The 19,479-nt window shown below is 41.8% G+C and carries 16 protein-coding genes, 1 tRNA gene and 1 pseudogene; 6 read left to right on the top strand and 12 right to left on the bottom strand.

The window, feature by feature from the left end; translation table 11 throughout:
* Positions 1-15 precede the first annotated feature (15 nt).
* Together N8A86_RS18250 and N8A86_RS18245 are read right to left on the bottom strand one after the other, a co-directional pair.
* The gene (locus N8A86_RS18250) at positions 16-456 is read right to left on the bottom strand and encodes a fumarylacetoacetate hydrolase family protein (RefSeq protein ID WP_273566674.1); all 441 of its coding nucleotides are present in this window, start codon (positions 454-456) and stop codon (positions 16-18) included.
* Positions 438-845 (bottom strand): hypothetical protein, encoded by a 408-nt coding sequence (locus N8A86_RS18245; RefSeq protein ID WP_273566673.1) that lies wholly within the window; start codon positions 843-845, stop codon positions 438-440. Before N8A86_RS18245 ends, N8A86_RS18250 begins: the two co-directional genes overlap by 19 nt.
* Positions 846-1,088: 243 nt before the next feature.
* Between N8A86_RS18245 and N8A86_RS18240 the strand changes: the two genes are divergently transcribed.
* The gene (locus N8A86_RS18240; RefSeq protein WP_273566672.1) at positions 1,089-1,796 is read left to right on the top strand and encodes a Bax inhibitor-1/YccA family protein; all 708 of its coding nucleotides are present in this window, start codon (positions 1,089-1,091) and stop codon (positions 1,794-1,796) included.
* Between the two features lie 87 nt (positions 1,797-1,883).
* Positions 1,884-2,318: a YybH family protein gene (locus tag N8A86_RS18235; protein ID WP_273566671.1), complete on the top strand. Its 435-nt coding sequence runs from the start codon at positions 1,884-1,886 to the stop codon at positions 2,316-2,318.
* Here N8A86_RS18235 and N8A86_RS18230 read toward each other — a convergent pair.
* From N8A86_RS18230 to N8A86_RS18205, 6 genes are read right to left on the bottom strand one after another with little or no spacing between them, the layout of a single operon-like run.
* Positions 2,315-3,565 (bottom strand): NAD(P)/FAD-dependent oxidoreductase, encoded by a 1,251-nt coding sequence (locus N8A86_RS18230; protein WP_273566670.1) that lies wholly within the window; start codon positions 3,563-3,565, stop codon positions 2,315-2,317. The genes N8A86_RS18235 and N8A86_RS18230 overlap by 4 nt on opposite strands.
* Positions 3,566-3,567: 2 nt before the next feature.
* Entirely contained in the window at positions 3,568-4,572 is a 1,005-nt protein-coding gene (locus N8A86_RS18225; protein WP_273566669.1) for a 4-hydroxyproline epimerase, read from the bottom strand.
* 7 nt (positions 4,573-4,579) lie between these two features.
* Positions 4,580-6,385 (bottom strand): DUF885 domain-containing protein, encoded by a 1,806-nt coding sequence (locus tag N8A86_RS18220; RefSeq protein WP_273566668.1) that lies wholly within the window; start codon positions 6,383-6,385, stop codon positions 4,580-4,582.
* On the bottom strand, positions 6,324-7,907 hold the full coding sequence (locus N8A86_RS18215) for an aldehyde dehydrogenase (NADP(+)) (protein WP_273566667.1): 1,584 nt from the start codon (positions 7,905-7,907) through the stop codon (positions 6,324-6,326). The genes N8A86_RS18220 and N8A86_RS18215 overlap by 62 nt, the downstream gene beginning before the upstream one ends.
* Positions 7,904-8,170, bottom strand: coding sequence for a DUF1272 domain-containing protein (locus N8A86_RS18210; RefSeq protein ID WP_273566666.1), 267 nt, complete (start codon positions 8,168-8,170; stop codon positions 7,904-7,906). Before N8A86_RS18210 ends, N8A86_RS18215 begins: the two co-directional genes overlap by 4 nt.
* Positions 8,164-9,087: a dihydrodipicolinate synthase family protein gene (locus N8A86_RS18205; RefSeq protein WP_273566665.1), complete on the bottom strand. Its 924-nt coding sequence runs from the start codon at positions 9,085-9,087 to the stop codon at positions 8,164-8,166. Before N8A86_RS18205 ends, N8A86_RS18210 begins: the two co-directional genes overlap by 7 nt.
* A 144-nt stretch (positions 9,088-9,231) precedes the next feature.
* Here N8A86_RS18205 and N8A86_RS18200 point away from each other — a divergent pair, with 144 nt between their 5' ends.
* Both N8A86_RS18200 and N8A86_RS18195 read left to right on the top strand, forming a co-directional pair.
* Positions 9,232-10,092 (top strand): AraC family transcriptional regulator, encoded by an 861-nt coding sequence (locus N8A86_RS18200; RefSeq protein ID WP_273566664.1) that lies wholly within the window; start codon positions 9,232-9,234, stop codon positions 10,090-10,092.
* A 111-nt stretch (positions 10,093-10,203) separates the two neighbouring features.
* Positions 10,204-11,770 (top strand): annotated as a pseudogene (locus N8A86_RS18195) (M28 family metallopeptidase).
* Between the two features lie 215 nt (positions 11,771-11,985).
* On the opposite strand, the gene N8A86_RS18190 reads toward N8A86_RS18195, so the two are convergent.
* Positions 11,986-12,061: transfer RNA gene (locus N8A86_RS18190), tRNA-His, on the bottom strand.
* 347 nt (positions 12,062-12,408) lie between these two features.
* On the opposite strand from N8A86_RS18190, the gene N8A86_RS18185 reads away from it, so the two are divergent.
* Positions 12,409-14,496: a tetratricopeptide repeat-containing sensor histidine kinase gene (locus N8A86_RS18185; protein WP_273566663.1), complete on the top strand. Its 2,088-nt coding sequence runs from the start codon at positions 12,409-12,411 to the stop codon at positions 14,494-14,496.
* On the opposite strand, the gene bshB1 is transcribed toward N8A86_RS18185, so the two are convergent.
* The 3 genes from bshB1 to N8A86_RS18170 all read right to left on the bottom strand — a co-directional run bounded on the left by bshB1 (position 14,493) and on the right by N8A86_RS18170 (position 17,964).
* A complete protein-coding gene (gene bshB1, locus N8A86_RS18180) occupies positions 14,493-15,215 on the bottom strand; it encodes a bacillithiol biosynthesis deacetylase BshB1 (RefSeq protein WP_273566662.1) in 723 nt (240 codons plus the stop codon). The two genes, N8A86_RS18185 and bshB1, sit on opposite strands and share 4 nt — an antisense overlap.
* A 132-nt stretch (positions 15,216-15,347) precedes the next feature.
* Positions 15,348-16,514 carry a trans-sulfuration enzyme family protein gene (locus N8A86_RS18175; RefSeq protein ID WP_273566661.1) on the bottom strand — a complete coding sequence of 389 codons (1,167 nt, stop codon included), beginning with the start codon at positions 16,512-16,514 and terminating at the stop codon, positions 15,348-15,350.
* Between the two features lie 40 nt (positions 16,515-16,554).
* Positions 16,555-17,964 (bottom strand): MATE family efflux transporter, encoded by a 1,410-nt coding sequence (locus N8A86_RS18170; protein ID WP_273566660.1) that lies wholly within the window; start codon positions 17,962-17,964, stop codon positions 16,555-16,557.
* 235 nt (positions 17,965-18,199) lie between these two features.
* On the opposite strand from N8A86_RS18170, the gene N8A86_RS18165 reads away from it, so the two are divergent.
* Positions 18,200-19,474, top strand: coding sequence for a M14 family metallopeptidase (locus N8A86_RS18165; protein ID WP_273566659.1), 1,275 nt, complete (start codon positions 18,200-18,202; stop codon positions 19,472-19,474).
* Positions 19,475-19,479 lie beyond the last annotated feature (5 nt).

Genomic DNA, 19,479 nt, shown 5'->3' with positions numbered 1-19,479 from the left:
CTAAAAGTAAATAGGCTAGGCAACATAATTTATCAAAGTTCCTATGTTTTCAATGCTGATGCGCACCTCGTCATCAGATTGTAAAGTGAATTCATCTGGAGGAACTATGCCCGTACCTGTCATTAAAAAGACCCCGTTTGGGAAGCTACATTCCCGAAATAGAAAATCAACCAATTCTTGATGTTTTCGTTTCATATTGCTAATGGAGATTTCCCCTTTAAACTCGATTTTCCCCTTCCTTAAGATTTCTAGACGTATCATGGTATTGGGATCAATAGAATTTTCAGGAACATAGATACAAGGACCCAACCCTGCACAACCATCATATGTTTTAGCTTGAGGCAAATACAACGGATTTTCTCCTTCTATACTGCGAGAGCTCATATCATTACCTATGGAATAGCCCTCGATACTTCCCTCCGAGGTTACAAAAAGTGTCAATTCAGGTTCCGGCACATCCCAAGTGGAATCTTTGCGAATTCGAACCGTACCGTGATTGCCGACCGTTCTGCTAGGTGTTGCCTTAAAAAAAGCTCAGGTCGTTCGGCATCGTACACTTTATCATAAAATGTGCCTCCACCGGCATCTTTTGACTCTTCCATTCGGGCTTGTTTGCTGCGCATATAGGTTACGCCAGAGGCCCATATTTCTTGATTTTGAATTGGGGCGATATGATGTTTTTCTTGATCAAATGCTCCAATTGGTAAAAAATCCTTCAATTCTTGCTTTACGATTTGGTAAAGGTTTTTTCGATTAATGAAACGATTCCAATCGATTTCCCTTCTTATATAATAAACACCCTCAAACGCTACGACTGCCCCGTTTTCGGTCTTAAATAGTCTCATATTTTTCTATTCTTAATTTTGTGAATTACGCTATAATAGTTCACGCGTTTTAGGATATATCTTAATCTAATACCAAGATAGCAAAGTTTTGTTTCACTCGTGATTCCCATAGGAAAGAGGTTAGCATTTTGCCTGCAAATTTGGTGATAAAACGAAAAAATTGTCCATTCGTCCGTTAAAAGCAATTTTCATTTCGATACCGACGTTCCATTAACTTAAACGATTTTAAAAACCCAAGTCTTTATGGAAAATCATCAAAATTCCAACATTCAAATGGTAGGTCAACTTACCGATGTCGAACGCGTAGCCTTTTACAAAAAAACATACGCACATTTGGCAGGCACCGTATTGCTGTTCATATTTGTCGAAACTTTGTTCTTTCAAATCGATGTCATTGTCGAATTGGCACTTTCATTGACAGGTGGTATCAGTTGGTTATTGCTTCTAGGAGGTTTCATGCTAGTTACCAACTATGCCGAGCGTATGGCACTGAAAAGCGACAATACAAATATGCATTACGCCGGGTTGATCCTATATGTCATCGCCGAGGCCTTTATATTTATTCCTTTGATTTTCATAGCAATGATGATGGCTGGTGAAGGCGCATTCGATATTCTAAATCAAGCTGCCATTCTGACTTTATCCCTATTTACAGGACTTTCTGCCATTGTGTTTTTGACCAAGAAAGACTTTTCATTTCTGAAATCTGCCCTTGCCGTCGGATTCTGTATCGCATTGGGATTGATCATAGCAGGTACGTTGTTCGGTTTTAATCTCGGACTTTGGTTCAGTGTAGGTATGGTCGTTTTGGCCTCTGGCTCAATCTTATACCAGACCTCGAACATGATCCATAAATACCAAAAACATCAACATGTCGCCGCTTCTTTAGGCCTGTTCGCCTCTTTGATGTTATTGTTCTGGTATATTTTGAGTATTCTTTCGAACGATTAGTAGGTAACTGAAATAATTTGAAATCGGCCTCGACATTTTTGTCTGGGCCTTTTCTTTTTATTCGCTATTTTCGGGAAAAACAAAAACATGAAAAAACTTATACTCGCATTGGCAATCTTTTTCTTTTTATCCTGTAAAACAAATGCCCCGACAGCAACGGATGATATAACCGCAATTCGTACCATTCTTGACCAGCAACAAAAAGCCTGGTCGAACAATGACCTGGAAAGTTTTATGGCAGGTTATTGGAAATCGGATGAACTTACCTATTTCAGCCGGGGAAGAATAACAAAAGGATGGCAGACCACCTTGGCAAACTACAAAAAGAACTATCCCACAGAAAAAGAAATCGGGAAGCTGAATTTTGAAATCGCCAACATTACCCAAATCAATGCCGATGCCTACTGGGTCATGGGCAGTTATTTTTTAACCCGAGAAGTTGGTGATGCCAACGGAACGTTTATGATTGTTTTCAAAAGGATCAATGGGGAATGGAAAATTATAGGGGATTCTTCCTGCTAAAATTTTCGATTGGGATCAAATGCGGAAATATCCATGGATGTTTTCTTACCATCGATGATTTCTGAAACCAGTTTTCCTGTGGCGGGACCTAAGCTCCAACCCATCATTGCGTGGCCGGTAGCAAAGGTCAGGTTTTTGAGTTTGCTGGATTTTCCAATGTAAGGTAACCCGTCGGGAGATACGGGACGCATGCCCGTTTTGGCATCATCGATTTCCTCTTGGGTAATTTCCAATTCTGGATAAAAGGTTTTGGCGCCATTGGCAATGGCCAGAACTCTTTCTTTTCTGACAACAGTATTAATGCCCGAAAACTCCATAGTTCCTGCAAATCGAGTGAATCCCTGCATTGGGGTTACGGCCATATTGCGTTCCATTAAAATCGCAGGCATTGAAATGCCCAAAGGTCGATGTATGTTGATACGATACCCTTTTCCAGGTTGTAGTGGTAGATTTATCTGTAATTTTTTCGAAAGGTTCCCGCTCCACGAACCAGCGGCGAGCACTACTTGATCGGTCTGATATGTGCCAAGAGAAGTAACTAGTTCTTTTACCACACCATTTTTTACCGATATATCCAACACTTCTTCATTGGTCCGCACAACAACTCCCGAATCTCGTAAATATTTCAAAAGCTTGGGCATTAGTTCGGTCGGAGTGGTATGCCCATCGCATTCATAGTGAATGGCTCCTTTGGCGTTGATTTTAATCTTGGGTTCTAACCTATCCAATTGCGATTTATTCAATTCGGAAACTTCCAATCCCAAATAACTTACTTTTCGGGCAACCTCCATCTCATGTTCATAAGCCGTATCGGTTTGGTAGAGCATAAGCAATCCGCGACGCTCCAAATGAAAATCGCCCATATCGCCAGAGGCTTTCATTTCCTCAAAAAGATCACGACTGAACAAATTGACGTCCTTGATAACGGGGATTGCCTTTTCCACTTTTTCCCTGGTAGAGGATTTATGGAAATACCACGACCATTTGAAGAAATCCACATCCCATCGGGGTTTCATATAAAATGGACTCGAGGAATTGAACATCCATTTAATGCCCTGCGCAATTTTACCAGGGGATGCCAAGGGAATGATATGACTAGGCGTAAGATATCCTGCATTCACAAAGGAAGCTCCCGACGTGATATCCGACTTGTCGATTACGGTTACTTGGTGGCCTTCTTTTTGAAGATAGTACGCAGAGCTCAGCCCTACGATTCCCCCTCCTATAATAATGATGTTCTTACTCATTTTTAAATCACTTGAAATCCGTGGGCATAGGGATCATCGTCATCGATAGTAATCGTGTTCTGCCCATATATTTTGGCCCAACCCTGAATACTAGGTACAATAGCCTTAATGCCCGCCAAGGTTGTTTCCTCTTCAATTCTTCCAATAAATTGTGAACCTATAAAACTTTCATGGATGAACTCCTCGCCAACCTTTAATTTGCCTTTCGCATGCCATTGGGCCATTCGCGCTGAAGTTCCGGTGCCACAAGGGGAACGGTCAATCGCCTTGTCTCCATAAAAAACCGCGTTTCGCGCCGTTGCTTTAGGGGAAATCGCATTCCCTGTCCACAACATGTGGCTTACATCGCGAATGGTATCATCTTCGGGATGAATGAATTTATTGGGATATTTTTGGTTGATCTTCTGGCGTAACTCTTGACTGAATTGAATCAGTTTGCTTGCCGAGAAATCCTGTATTCCGGAAAAATTATTTTGAGGGTCCACAATGGCGTAAAAATTACCGCCGTAGGAAACGTCAAAAACCAATTCGCCCAGATCTGAACTTTCGATGGTCAATTCGGAAGCGGCCAAATACGATTTTACATTGGTCAGTTTTACCCAATCGACCTTTTTTCCAGTTTGTTGGTAATCGATTTGAACTAGTCCCGCTGGGGTTTCCATTCTGACTTTACCCGGAGTTTTAGGCTGTATCAACCCTTCTTCAATGCCGATGGTAATAGCCCCAATAGTTCCATGACCACACATGGGCAGACATCCGCTGGTTTCTATAAAAAGAATACCGAAATCGTTCTCAGGATTTGCGGGAGGATAAAAAATACTACCACTCATCATATCATGGCCCCGGGGTTCGAACATAAGTCCCTTGCGGATCCAATCGTATTCCCGCAAAAAATGTTGGCGTTTTTCGACCATGGTAGCACCTTTAAGTTTAGGGCCACCCTCGACCACTACCCTGACCGGATTGCCGCAGGTGTGGGCGTCGATGCATTTGAAAATGTGTGCCATAAGAAAATTAATCCTCTTTACTAGATTCAATATAGCTATTGACCCGCTCCTCCAAAATAGGCAACGTCACCGTACCCTGTTCCAAAATAACCTCATGGAATTCTCGGATGTCGAATTTAGCATCTAAAGTCTTTTCAGCCTTTTTGCGAAGTTCCCGAATTTTGATTTCACCCATTTTATAGGAAATCGCCTGAGCCGGCCATGCGATATAGCGGTCGGTCTCCGTATTTACCTCATGTTCAGAAAGGGCAGTATTGGAAAGCATATAATCCAACACTTGTTGCTTCGACCAGCCTTTGGCATGGATTCCCGTATCGACCACCAAGCGACAAGCGCGCCACATTTCGTAAGTCAACTTCCCGAATTGCTCATAGGGCGTTCTGTAAATACCCATATCATTTCCTAAAAATTCGGTGTACAGTGCCCAACCTTCGCCATAGGCCGAGAGATACATATTTTTTCTAAAATCGGGAATACTATCGCCCAATTCACGATTCAGTGCACCTTGTAAATGATGCCCGGGAACAGCCTCATGCGCTGTTAACGATGGTAAAACATAGAGTGGTCGACTGCTCAATTTATAAGTGTTCACCAGATAATACCCAGGTTGGGTTTCACTGGATGGGCCTGAATATCTCCCGCCCGTATATTTTGGGGCGATGGCATCAGGGACTTTTCCTACTCCATAGGGTCTTCTGGGCAATGTGATAAAAAACTTGGGCAATTCGGCATCGATACGTTTGGCAATATCACGGGCTTCTTTCAAAAGATCATCTCCTGTCTTTGCATAGAATTGTTCATCGTCACGTAAAAAGGTCAAGAAATCGGAAAAACTGCCTTTGAAATCGACTTGCTTGATAATTTCCTCCATTTGGGACTTTATCCGGGCCACTTCCTTCAAACCGATATTGTGGATGTCATCGGCGGTGTATTCGTCAGTCGTGGTATAATAATCGATTCGGTTCTGGTAGAACTCACTTCCCCGTGGGGTTTCCGAAACTCCGATTACTTCTCGGGTATTCGGAATGTATTCTTCTTCAAAGAACTTTTTTATCCGCTCAAAAGAAGGTACGACGCTGTTTTCAATCGCTTTTTGTGCTTCCTGTAAAACGGAATCCCTTTGAGATTCAGACAATATTTCTGGTAAGTTTTTAAAGGGGGAATAGAAATTACTTTTGGAATAATCGACTACGATATGCTCGTCATAAGTGGATTCATAACCTTGAAAAATCACTTTGGGTTGCGAAAGGCCTTTTTTCAATCCTTCCCTAAGCAATAATAAATGTTGATCGGTAAACCTCGGAATGGCGTTCAACACCTTCAGATACTTTTTCGCATCCTCATGATTCAAAATAGGTTTTACCCGATAATTCAGATTGAGATGAAACCCTTGATCCGACTGAATAGGATTGAGGTACATTTCATATTCGTACTCGTCGACAATATTCTTTAGCTTGAATTTTAAGAGTTTTAGGGAGATGAGCTCTGTTTCGGAAAGTCCCTCTGAAGCAATGGAATCCAAACGCGCCAACTGTTTGTCGGCGAATTCAGCTTCCTGCTTTTCATTTTCAGCGTCATAATTACCTAAGGGATGTGCCTCAAAATCAAAAGGATTGAAATTCTGTGTTTCCTCGATTATCGAAGTTAATTGATCGGATGCATCTTCTTTTTTTTGGTCTCGCACGAAATCAAAAAAATCAAAATAAAAACCAGACAAACCTTTCTGAATAGAAACGATCTTTTCATCGAAATTAGATTTTAGTGTCGGTGTGCTTACCATCCACGATACGCATGATTCCCAACGGATTTTCATTTTTTAAAGCCTCTGGCAAATGCTCTTGTGGCCAATTCTGGTACGAAATTGGACGCACCCATCGCTTGATAGCGGATTCTCCGACCGAAGTAAACCGACTATCCGTCGTTGCAGGAAATGGGCCTCCGTGGTGCATTGATGGGCATACTTCCACACCAGTGGGCACTCCGTTAAAGATGATACGCCCTACCCTACTTCTCAAAGCATCCACAACGTTTTCGTATTTCTTAATTTCGTCGGCATTGCCCAGAAGGGTACCCGTTAATTGTCCTTCGAGTTTGTTCAAAATTTGGGTCAATTCGTTCGCATCCTCACAACGGACAACCACTGAAAAGGGGCCAAATACTTCTTGATGCAATTTCGGATTCTTTAAAAAATTATGACCATTAACTGTCAATACGGTTTGCTGCGCATGGTTGGGAGCAACTTGCGATTCATTATCTGCGACCACATTGACGCCTCCTTGCGATGAAAGTTCCTTTTTCCCTTTTTCGTAATTGCCATGAATATTCGGGTGGAGCATACAACTCGGCTCCAATTTTGAGATTTCGGTTCCCAAGGTTTTGATAAAATTATCCAGAGAAGTGCTTTTGATACCCAAAATCAAACCGGGATTGGTACAGAACTGTCCGGCACCCAGCATTATCGAACCTGCATATTGTGTCGCCCATTCGTCTCCTTCTTCCACAAGTGCCGCCGGTAAGGCTACAACCGGATTGATACTTCCCATTTCCGCGAATACAGGAATAGGTTCATCACGTTCATTGGCCAATTTATAAAGTGCAGTGCCGCCTTTAATGCTTCCGGTAAAACCAACACCCTTGACAGAAGGATGCATCACTAATTGTTGTCCGACTTCAATGCCGCGACTATTCAAATTGGAGAATACCCCTTTGGGCATTCCTGTTTTTTTGGCAGCCTGGGCAATAGCATGGGAAACCATTTCACCAGTTCCTGCGTGCATGGGATGACTTTTTACAATGACCGGGCAACCCGCGGCCAACGCACTAGCGGTATCGCCTCCGGCGGTTGAAAAGGCAAAAGGAAAATTACTCGCCCCAAAAACCACAATCGGCCCTACAGGAAAAAGCATTTTTCGAATATCGACCTTCGGTAAGGGTTCACGATCCGGTTTTGCCGGATCAATGGTGGCCTCGACCCACGAACCTTCTTCCAAAAGGGTGGCAAAAGCTTTCAATTGACCCATGGTTCGGCCTCGTTCGCCTTTCGCCCTGCCTTCAGGTAATCCGGATTCTTGAACGTATACATCGATCAGGGCATCACCAAGGGCTTCTATCTCTTCGGCAATGGCCCTTAAAAATTCTGCTTTTCTATTTCCTGAAAAATCCTTGTAGGTTTTAAAGGCATCAGCCGCCAATTGTACTGCCTCGTCGATTTCGGCTTTGGTGGCCTCATGGAATTTCCAACTGGTTTCTTTATTACTTTTCGGATTGAAGGTCGAAAAAATAGTGTCTCCCTTGGCAGATACTTCCTCTCCGATATAATTTACGCCTTTGATCATCTTTTTTTGATTCGTTTTAGATGTGCTTCCACATCAACAGGTTTATGAACAATTTTGGTCGAAATGGGATATTTTCCTAATAGTCCCTCCGGACGGATATGCCTTTTTTCAAAAACACCCCCACAATTGGGGCAGACTGCATGTAAAATCGTTTCGACACACGCTTTACAGAATGTACATTCAAAAGTACAAATCATAGCGTCTTCCGCATCAAACGGAAGCGATTTATTACAATTTTCGCACGTGGGTCGAATTTCTAGCACATGGCAAGCGCTTTATAATCGGGTAAGGTGGGTCTTGTTCGCACCCCTTCTTCGATCACTTTTAAGACCCGTTCTCTTTCGGCTCCCTGCAAAGGAAGTCGAGGAGGTCTGACATTTTCGGTACCAATTCCTGTAGCCACTTCGGCCAATTTGATGTTCTGTACCAATTGCGGACTAATATCAAGCTCCAATAAAGGAAGGAACCAGCGGTAAATTTCGATAGCTTCTTTGGCGCGTCCCGCTTTTGCCAGTTCATAAATCGCAACGGTCTCGGCTGGAAATGCACACACCAGTCCGGCAACCCAACCATCGGCACCGATTAATAAACTTTCTAGCGCAAGGGGATCCACACCTGTCAAGATCTTAAGGTTGTTGCCAAATCGATTGCGTAGTCTTCCAATATTGATAATATCGCGGGTAGATTCTTTCACGGCCTGAATATTGTCAAGTTCCATGAGCTCTTCGAACATATCGACCGTTACCTCGATTTTATAATCCACGGGATTATTATAGATCATGATGGGCAACGATGTGCTTTTTGCGATTTCCTTGAAATAGGTTACGGTTTCATGGTCGGTCGATTTGTACCGCATCGGTGGTAAAATCATCAATCCGTTAGCCCCTGCATCTTCTGCCTCTTTTACAGCTTGAATTGCTATCCTAGTCGACTGTTCGGCCACGGTCATAATAACAGGAATCTTTCCTTCCAAGATATCGACTGTTTCCTTGACCAAAATATTCTTTTCCTCTTGGGTCAAGGTACTGGCTTCGCCGAGTGATCCCCCCAATACTATTCCATGTACTCCTGCATCGACCTGTGCGTTGATGTTGATTCTGAACATAGCCAAATCTAATCGGTCGTCGTCGGTGAATTTTGTAGTTACTGCGGGCATGACACCCTCCCATTGTACTTTCATTGCTATCGGTTTACAAGTTTGAAACAAAAATAGCATTGAGGTGCTATTTTATGTTAATTCAATTTTAATCAATTCTATGATTATTTTAACCCTCTCTGTTACTTTTTAAAATATTTATTCATAATATTAACATATTATTTGGTTATGAAAGTACTCCCATTTAAGATTCCCAAGCCTTTTGACAGTACTTTGGTGGTGCAAGAAGACAAGGCCCGAATCTTCTATAATCAATTACACCAGCACGCCGAGGTACAAATCAGCTACATCGTACAGGGCCAGGGAAAATTGATCGTTGCGAACAGCGTATATAGTTTTGAAGCGGGGGATATTTATGTTATTGGAAGTAATATCCCGCATCTTTTTCAAAGCATACCTACCAAAGAGTTATCTCACATGATTACCCTTTTTGTAACCGAGGAAAGTTTTGGAAACGATTTTTTCCAGATTCCTGAATTGGAAGATGTAAAAAAGTTTTTCAGGACTTCTGAAGGTGGAATACGAGTACTTTCCAAAAAAAAATCGATTCGGAGAATTTTGCTAGAATTACCAACGGTCGATAAATTGCAGGCATTTATTAGATTTTTAAAATTGGTTCAGAAAATAAACGGTGCCACAATAGGAGAACTGACCACTTTTGTTCCGTCCAAAAAAATCATTTCGAACAACGAGGGACGCCGACTTCAACTGGTTTTCGATTATGCCATGAACCATTTTGACAAAGAAATCAAACTGAACTATGTCGCTAGTTTAGTGCACATGACCACCCCGGCATTCTGCCGGTTTTTCAAGCAACGAACGAACAAAACGTTTTTTGAATTTTTGATTGAGCTTCGACTGGAACATGCTTGTCAACTATTATCCGGGAACGAAAAGCTGTCGATTGCCGAAATATCGGAAGCCTCTGGTTTTCAGTCGATTTCCAACTTCAACAGAAAGTTTAAGAAGAATAAAATGGCTTCTCCCTCCCAGTACGCAAAAAAAATGAGGCCGGAACCTACCCATTAAGTGTTACAAATTTATACCATCCTCATGGAGATGTAATAATCAAGTACGTAAACCACAAATCGCTCTATTTTCACTATTTTTGGGAAATTTTGAACACTATAAAAAGATAAAATGAAAAAAGTACTACTCATAATCGTGGCCATGGCCATGGGCTGTAATTCCTCACAAAAAACGGTCACAGAACAGGACGCTGAGCCGACAAAACCCAAAATTGGGCCGGTTACCTATGCCGAATCGATTACCGAAGCTGAACTTAAGGAACATTTGTATACCTATTCTTCCGATGAATTCGAAGGTCGTGAGACCGGTAAACCCGGACAGAAAAAAGCGATAGCCTACTTAAAGGCCGAATATGAAAAAATGGAAATCCCAGCGGCAAAAAGTGATGGTGATTATTTCCAAAACGTTCCATTAGAGGTCAAAAACCTCCCAACTGGATCTATGACCGTCAATGGCACCGAATTTCCCATCGGAGAGAATATGCTGACTTTTTCAAATGCTACCGGAGATATTGAAGAACTAATTTATGTCGGCTACGGAATCGAAGAAGGCGATTATTCCGATTATAAGGATGTCGATGTAAAAGACAAGTGGATTTTGGTAAAAGCCGGGGAACCTCAAAATGAAGATGGTACCTATCTATTTTCTGGAAGTGAAGAAAAAGTCCGTTTGGAGCAATATGTCAGAAGCCCCCGGAAAACGAATGGAGTTGGCCGCCGAAAAAGGAGCTAAGGGTTTCATCTACTATGATGACGGAAACTTTCAACGCTACAAGGGATATTATGACTATATGAAGAATAACGATAGAGGACAGATGGGCCTTAAGAATGAAGATGCGAATGAGCGTGCCAATCTATTTATCAATTCCAAGTTGGCCAAAGTACTAATGCCAAACATTGATGAAAAAAATGCTCCAGAGACAATAGCGACAAAGATTTCGATGAATTTGACCAGCACTAACGAAGAGGTAGACTCTGAGAATGTTGCGGCCATACTCAAGGGAAGTGAAAAACCCAATGAATATGTCGTGATTTCTTCGCATTTGGATCACATCGGAATTTCTGCCGATGGTGATATCAATAACGGAGCCGACGATGATGGTTCGGGAACAGTTGCCCTACTTGAAATTGCAGAGGCCTTCAAAAAGTCCGCCGATGAAGGCAACGGACCAAAACGTTCTATTGTATTTTTGCATGTAACCGGTGAAGAAAAAGGATTGCTAGGGTCTCAATATTATACAGATGTTGAGCCCATTTTTCCATTGGCACAAACGGTAGCCAACTTGAATATCGATATGATAGGCCGCATCGATCCCAAGCGAGAAGGCGACCGCAATTATGTCTATTTAATCGGTTCGGATAAATTGAGTACCGAACTCCATGAACTCTCTGAAGAGGTCAATAAAAAATATGCCAATATAGAGTTGGATTATACCTATAACGACGAGAATGACCCTAATCGGTTCTACTATCGCAGTGACCACTACAATTTTGCAAAGAACAATATTCCCATTATTTTCTATTTCAACGGAACCCACGACGATTACCATCGCCCAGGGGATACTCCTGATAAAATAAATTACGACCTTCTAGAGAATAGATCTCGGCTCATCTTCCATACCGCTTGGGAAGTTGCCAATAGGGATAATAAAGTAATAGTTGACAAGGCTACCAAGTAAACAAATTGAGAACATAGGTGAACAAAAAGCCCTGTCCGTCGACAGGGCTTTTGCTTTTTGGGTGAAAGACCTATCTACGGTAGACAGGATTCATTTCGCATGCCTGCCCTACTATGTCATTCAGACAGGTGGTCAGTACAAGCTTCTCACGCTACCACATAAATTATAGAAGACAAAAGTCCCATCAATAATGACAGGACTTTTAACAACCTCTAGGGTGGAAGACCGGGTTCGAACCGGCGACCCTCGGTACCACAAACCGATGCTCTAACCAGCTGAGCTACAACCACCATGTAACTAATTTGCTTCAAAATTTACTTGGCGAAGCTGCCTGACCGACGTAGTCCCACTTTTTGTGGGCGAAGGCAGAAGCTACAACCACCATTTGTAAGCGATGGCAAAGGTAATTTTTTTTAACTATTCCATCAAAATAAATGAACCTCTATTTCCTATCGCAAAAGAATATTTTACCATAGCACATGCTTTTTCGTTTCTACAATCCTTAAGGTCAAAATGCAAAAACATCGACCAAATACATAGTTTAGTGGTCAAAACACACAAAAATTGTCGTTTCACAACATAATTTAGAATAAGCTGCGTTGTAGGATTAAATTTACTGCCAGTTAATCTCCCAAATCATGACCTTGGCACTAACCTGCTTTGTACCTAAATTACCTTTTTCAAAAAAGAGGATATTTCTTCTCTTGTTTTGGGTATGTACCTTTCATTTCGGTCAGGCACAGAAAACCAGGGATAGCTTAGTGCAGGCCATTCGAACATTGGAACAAAGCACCAATTTTATTGAAAAGGATACCACTTACGTAAACCTGCTTTCGAATCTCGGCTCCGAATTGCGGTATTACCGGACCGATAGCCTGTTTCTGTTATCCGAAAAATCATTGAGAATCAGTAAGGCCATTCAATATGCTAAAGGAGAAAGTCGGGCCTTATTCAACCTGGGTAATTATCACTCGGACAAAGGAAACAGTTCAAATGCCATAGCATATTTAGAAAAATCACTGCAAAAGGCCACAGAAATCAAAGATAGCCTCTTTACCGTTCGAATACACAATGATCTTTCAGGAGAATACGCATACAATGGAAACTATGCCAAAGCCCTGAGCGGTTATTTGTTAAGCATAGAACAGGCTGAAAAATTAAATGACCTCAAAATGCTCTCTATTATCAACGAGAACATCGCCAATTTATATGCATCCCAAAAAGACTACAAACAGGCATTGGAATTTTATAAAAAGGTCAAAAAGATTAATGCCGAGATTGGTAACGAAATCTATTCCGCCGAGACCATGAGCAATATGGCCTCTGTCTATGCGGATATGAACGAGCTTGAGTATGCCATGTTTAACGTGAATGCCAGTATTGCGATTTTCGAAAAGCAAGAAATCATCGATTGGCTGGCCTATGCCTATGAAATAAAGGGTAAGACCTATTTAAAGCAAAACGATCACAAATGGGCATTGTATTGGTATCGTCAAAGTGAGGCCCTACACAAAAAAATTCAAGATGAGCGTGGTCGCATCGATTTGTACAACGGAATGGCAGAAGCGTATTTCGGTATTGGCAAGGATAGTGTTTCGAAACATTATGCACTGCATGCCTATGATATTTCCCGCAAATTGAAGTTTAAGGAAGGTACACAAAAGTGTGCCAATACACTATATAAAATAAGTAAGAAAGGAAAAGACTTTGCAACAGCCCTAACCTATCATGAACTGTACTCGAAGCTATCGGATACGCTTTCAAGAAACGAGAACAAAAAGAGTTTGACGATGTTAAAGACCAAACTCGAATATGATGAACAAAAAAGAGATCTAATACTAGAAAATGAAAGAGCCTTGGCCCAACAGAAAAAGTATGTCTACGCGGCCCTAAGTATTTTGTCGATATTTTTAATCATTACATTTCTGGTAAGAAGAAACGAGAACATTCAAAAGAAACTGAACATCGAACTGAATGCCAATAAAGAGGAACTTGAAAAAAGTGAACGGGAGCTAACCGAAATCAATGAAACCAAAGACAAGTTATTCTCCATTATCGGTCACGACCTCAGAGGGCCTATCGGTGCTTTTCAAGGTTTGTTAAAGCTTTACCGCGATGGGGAAATCAAACAAAAAGAATTTTTGGAGTTCATACCCAAACTGGGGACCGACTTGGACCATATCTCTTTTACGCTGAACAACTTATTGTCATGGGGACAAACTCAAATGAACGGGGCAATTACCAAACCATCCGTTATTTCATTGGATGGTCTCGTTTCCGATAACATAAAACTACTTTCGGAAATCGCCAGTAGCAAATCAATAAAAATCGTAAGTCGTCTTTCAGCGAATACCCTCGCCTGGTCTGATGGGGACCAAATCGACATTGTTATCAGAAACTTGTTGAGCAATGCGCTAAAATTCACTCCTGAAAATGGAATGATAACTATCGGTGCGGCCGAAAAGAACAACCATTGGGAAATTTTCGTCAGGGATACTGGGGTCGGAATGGACAAGGAAACCCAGGAAAAGATATTTGCGGAAAATTCAAGCCACACGACCTACGGTACCAATAATGAAAAAGGTACGGGTCTTGGGCTATCTTTATGCAAAGAGATGGTGGAAAAAAACGACGGAAGTATTTGGGTCGAAAGTATTCCGAGAAAAGGATCTTGTTTTTACTTTACCCTTCCAAAGGCAAAAAAAGAGTATCAGAAAACCGCCTAAATGAGATCGGAGAAACTATTGACGGCCACATAACGTTCAACCGTAAATCCTTCTGCGCAATCTACTCCTACCATTCTGCCTAAATCCCTTGCTCGGTATTCAACGCTATCAGTAAAGTTTTTACTACTTATGGGCGTTTCAGGATCTTTGCTCTTAGGGTCGTAAAATTGAGAGGCATACGCCCGAATGGCCTCTGTTTTCTTTTCAATATATCCCGAGACATCGACCACAAAATCAGGTTGTAGGTTTTTCCATTGAATATAATGGTATACTTGTTTGGGCCGCCACGGTTCTTGCCATACTTCCTCGCCTTCGAACTTCGTATCTATTTTGACCAATCCGCTTAAAAAACAGGAGTCACTGACCAACTTGCTTCCCTTTGCATGGTCGATATGACGATCATCGACCGCATTGCAAAGCACGATTTCAGGTCTATATTTCCGGATCATTCGTATGACGGATAACTGATGTTCTTTATCATTTACGAAAAAACCATCTGCAAATTCCAGATTCTTCCGAACGGAAACCCCTAATATCTTTGCGGAAGCCGCAGCCTCTTTATCACGGATTTCGGCGGTACCCCTTGTTCCCAATTCCCCTCGGGTCAAATCTACGATGCCTATCTTTTTTCCAGCCGAAACTTCTTTTGCTATGGTCGCTCCCGCACCTAGCTCCGCATCATCAGGATGCGAACCAAATACCAATATGTCTAGTTTCATTCCAAGTTCAAGTTCAAGCTCAAGCTCAAGTTCAAAAAATTATCCGTTCAGAGATTCAATTTCAACTCACAGCTTTTCACTTATTACTGATTACCGTTCACTTTTTACTTTTTACTACTTACTGAAAACTACCTACTGCAACTGTAAATTGCCCACTACTTTTAGTGCCTGCTCAATATCCGCAATAAGATCTTCGGGTTCTTCGATTCCTACGGAAAAACGAATCAAGCCATCCTTTATTCCCTGTTTTTTTCTCTCTTCAGCACTTAAAAGGGCATGCGAGGTCTGAGTCGGTGACAATACTGTACTTTCTATTCCTGCAAGGCTCATGGACGACTTAATAAGCTTTAGGTTTTTTTGGAATTGAGACGCGTCCAATCCTTCTTTAAGTTCAAAAGACAACATTCCCCCAAAACCTTTCATTTGCGATTTGGCCAATTCATAATCCGGATGGTTTTTCAAGCCCGGATAGTAGACCGCTTCAATATCCCCATTACTTTCAAGATACTCTGCCATATGCTGAGCGTTCACATTCTGTGCCCTCACGCGAATGCCCATAGTCTTAATACTACGCTCCAAAAGCCATACGGTATAATCACTAAGACTTCCGCCCAAGTTTTTTGCCAGACCAAAAATACGTTCCATATGCTCTTGGGTAGATGCGACGGCTCCGGCACAGATATCGGAATGCCCGCCCATGTACTTTGTGGCACTATGGATAACAACATCAATACTAAAATCAATGGGGTTCTGGTTAACGGGACTGGCAAAAGTATTATCGATCATCGAAACCAATCCATGCTTTTTCGCAATTTGGGATATGGCACCAATATCCGTTATGGTCAACAACGGATTCGAAGGTGTTTCAATATAGATAACCTTCGTATTCTCCTGTATTTTCGACTCAAAATCAGAAGCGGCCAAACCATCGGTAAACGAATATGATATTCCGAATTTTTCAAACTCCTCGGTCACCAGATTGTAAGTTCCTCCGTAGAGCATATTTTGCAGCACGATATGGTCACCAGCCTTAAGAAAAGCCATTAGTGCGGTACTAATGGCCGCCATGCCACTACCGAAAATCAAGGCTGCTTCAGCATGTTCCAGCGCTGCGATTTTTTTCGCCAGACCTACTTGGTTCGGCGTATTAAAATATCTTGGGTAGCGCTTTACATCAACATCTTCAAAAGCATAGGAAGTTCCCATATATAATGGAGAAACCGCACCTCTATGTTGCTTGTCTTCCAATTGTCCCTCATGGGTGCAAATCGTATTCAAACCTTTCTTTTTTGAATCCATCTTTCTTGTATTTTGCAAAAGCTAAAGTTACAAAAAAGCACTACACCTGAAACTTCTTCCAATGTCCTTTTCTGAACCATATCATGGCTATTACCGCCAACAAGACCTCAGCCGTGGTAATCGCAATGAATACTCCCAGGGCACCCAGTTCGAACTTTATGGCCGCCAAATACGCGAAAGGTAACTGGAAGAGCCAAAAAGCAATAAAATTGATTTTGGTCGGTGTACCGGTATCTCCTGCCCCATTGAAAGCTTGCGTGACCACCATACCATAGGCATAGAAAATATACCCTAAGGCGATAATCCGTAGGCAGAGTCCTCCATTTTCGACAACAACGGGATTATCGTTGAACCAGCCAACAATTTCTTTTGCAAAAAATAAATAGACCAGCGAGACAATACCCATAAAAATTGCGTTGTACTTACCGGTTTTCCAGACGGAAGTTTCGGCACGTTCAAGTTTTTTGGCTCCCAAATTTTGACCTACCAAAGTCGCAGCAGCATTGCTCATGCCCCATGAGGGCATCAACGTAAAAAGCATGACACGAATGGCAATGGTGTAACCGGCAAGTACCTCACTGCCGAATTCGGAGATCATTCGCATTAAGAACACCCAACTGGTTGTTCCGATAAGAAATTGTGCGATGCCACCCAAAGAAACCTTGACCAAATTGAGCATAACCTCGAATCGAATCACGACATCCTTAAAACCTATTTTTATTCTGCTCCATCCGACAAACAAGATGGCCAATTGAAATAAAACTGCTGTGCCTCGACCGATGTTCGTCGCAATAGCTGCGCCCATGACTCCATACTCGGGAATAGGTCCCCATCCAAAAATAAAAATGGGATCCAGAATGATATTTAGTCCGTTGGAAAGTACCAATGCCCACATGGCAATGGAAGCATCTCCCGCACCGCGGAATATGGCGTTTATCAAGAACAAAAGCAGTATGGTGATGTTGCCACCGATAAGCAGTTGGGTATAGCCATAACCTTCATCGATTAGGTCTTGTTCGGCTCCCATTAGCGAAAGAATTTCCCGTGCATAAAAAAATCCGATGACCCCTACCAATAGTGAAACAATCACACCTAGGATAATAGCTTGAACAGCTGACTCCCTTGCACCCCTAACATCCTTTTCCCCAATTCTTCGGGCAACTACTGCCGTTGCGGCCATACTGAGTCCGATAGCTATGGCGTACACTAAAGTGATGACCGATTCCGTGAGGCCGATAGTAGCGACAGCATTGACACTGACCTGAGACACATAGGCGATATCGACAATGGCGAAAATACTTTCCATCATCATTTCCAATATCATGGGAATGGAAAGCATAAAAATAGCCTTGCGAATACTCCCGGTCGTAAATTCGGTTTCCCTACCGGTTATCGCAATAATAAAATAATCGTATAATTTTTTTAACGTGAGTTTATTGGTTGATTGCATTATAAATAGAATTATGTTAAACGGAAGAAGTAAAAAATGTCAACACGTCGACTTAAGCAAGTCGATTACTTTCTGGGCTTGAGCCCTATGACATTTCTAAAAAACATAATTCTTATAACTTCATGAGAGTATAAAGATGCGAAAAAAATCAATTGCTCAGTAAACTATACGCCAAAATTTTTTAAGCCGGAACAAAAAATTTCGACGTATTTTGGTCAAAAATCATCTTAAAGCCATGAAATTAGCGTTGCGTTTAATTCTGTTAATCACTTTTTTACTTACGTATTATTCCTGCAAGAATACCAAAAAAACTGTTGCAGGTTATCAGGGACAAGGGCCAAGCCCCATTGTTTCGACCAAGTCAAAACCAGTTCAAAAGCAATGGAAGGGGGTATGGGCCCTAACCGATAGCACTACTTTTTTTAGTAATGATTTTGAAGGAGGAAGACTGAACGGCATCGTCGATGACGGCAATAATCATTATACTATTTTGATTACGGCGGAAAATACGCCCATCAATGTAAGTCCATGGTATGCTTTCAAGGCTTGGACGACTTCCCCAAGACGTGTTACCATCAAATTAACGTATCAAGATTCACGAAGTCGTTATTATCCAAAAATCAGTTCAGATGGCCTTCATTTCAAGGTACTGGACAGTCTTAATTACAAACCCATAAATTTGGGCGAAGGGGAATTCGGAATCAATGCTGCTCCTGAATTTGCCGAGATTACGTTGGCCATAGATGAAAACCCGACTTGGATAACCGCTCAAGAACTATACGGTTCGACCCGTGTTAAACAATGGATCGATTCCCTTTCAACATTGCAATTCATTAAAAATTATGAAATTGGAAAAAGTAAGGAGGGCCGACCTTTGCACCTTTTGGAAATAGGAAATTCAGATACCAAAAAGGGAATCATGATCATTTCAAGGCAACATCCTCCAGAAGTGACAGGATTTTTGGCCATGAAATCCTTCATCGAAACCGTTTGTGGAACCACAAAAGAAGCCATTGCCTTTCGGGAAAAATATAAAGTTTTCGTTAGCCCCTTAATGAATCCGGATGGTGTGGATAACGGGCATTGGCGTCATAATATGGGCGGAATCGATCTGAATCGCGATTGGGAGGAGTTCAACCAGCCCGAAACTTCCGGTGTCCGTGATTTTCTGACTACCAAAAACAAGGAAGGATTCGAGTTCGATTTCGGAATCGATTTTCACTCCACTTGGGACGATATCTACTATCCCATAGATACCGTAGTTACAAAAGAGAAAGGTAAAATTGTCTTTGATTGGATTGAAAATATTAGCCAAAGATTAGCCAGTAAAAAAACCAATATAAGTGCTTCGACCAAAATCGACCCGACCATGGTATCCCGAAACTATTTTTACGTGAACCACGATATGCCGGCTATTGTTTTTGAACTAGGGGACAATACACCAAGACCTTTTTTAAAGTTAAAGGGAAGAGTTGCGGCAGAAGAACTCATGAAACTTTTGATGGAGTAAACTAT

It is taken from the genome of Maribacter halichondriae (assembly GCF_027474825.1).
In the GTDB taxonomy this organism is placed as follows: Bacteria; Bacteroidota; Bacteroidia; order Flavobacteriales; family Flavobacteriaceae; genus Meishania; species Meishania halichondriae.
Note: the sequence above shows the minus strand (reverse complement) of the source record. Positions and strands in the feature narration are given on the sequence as shown.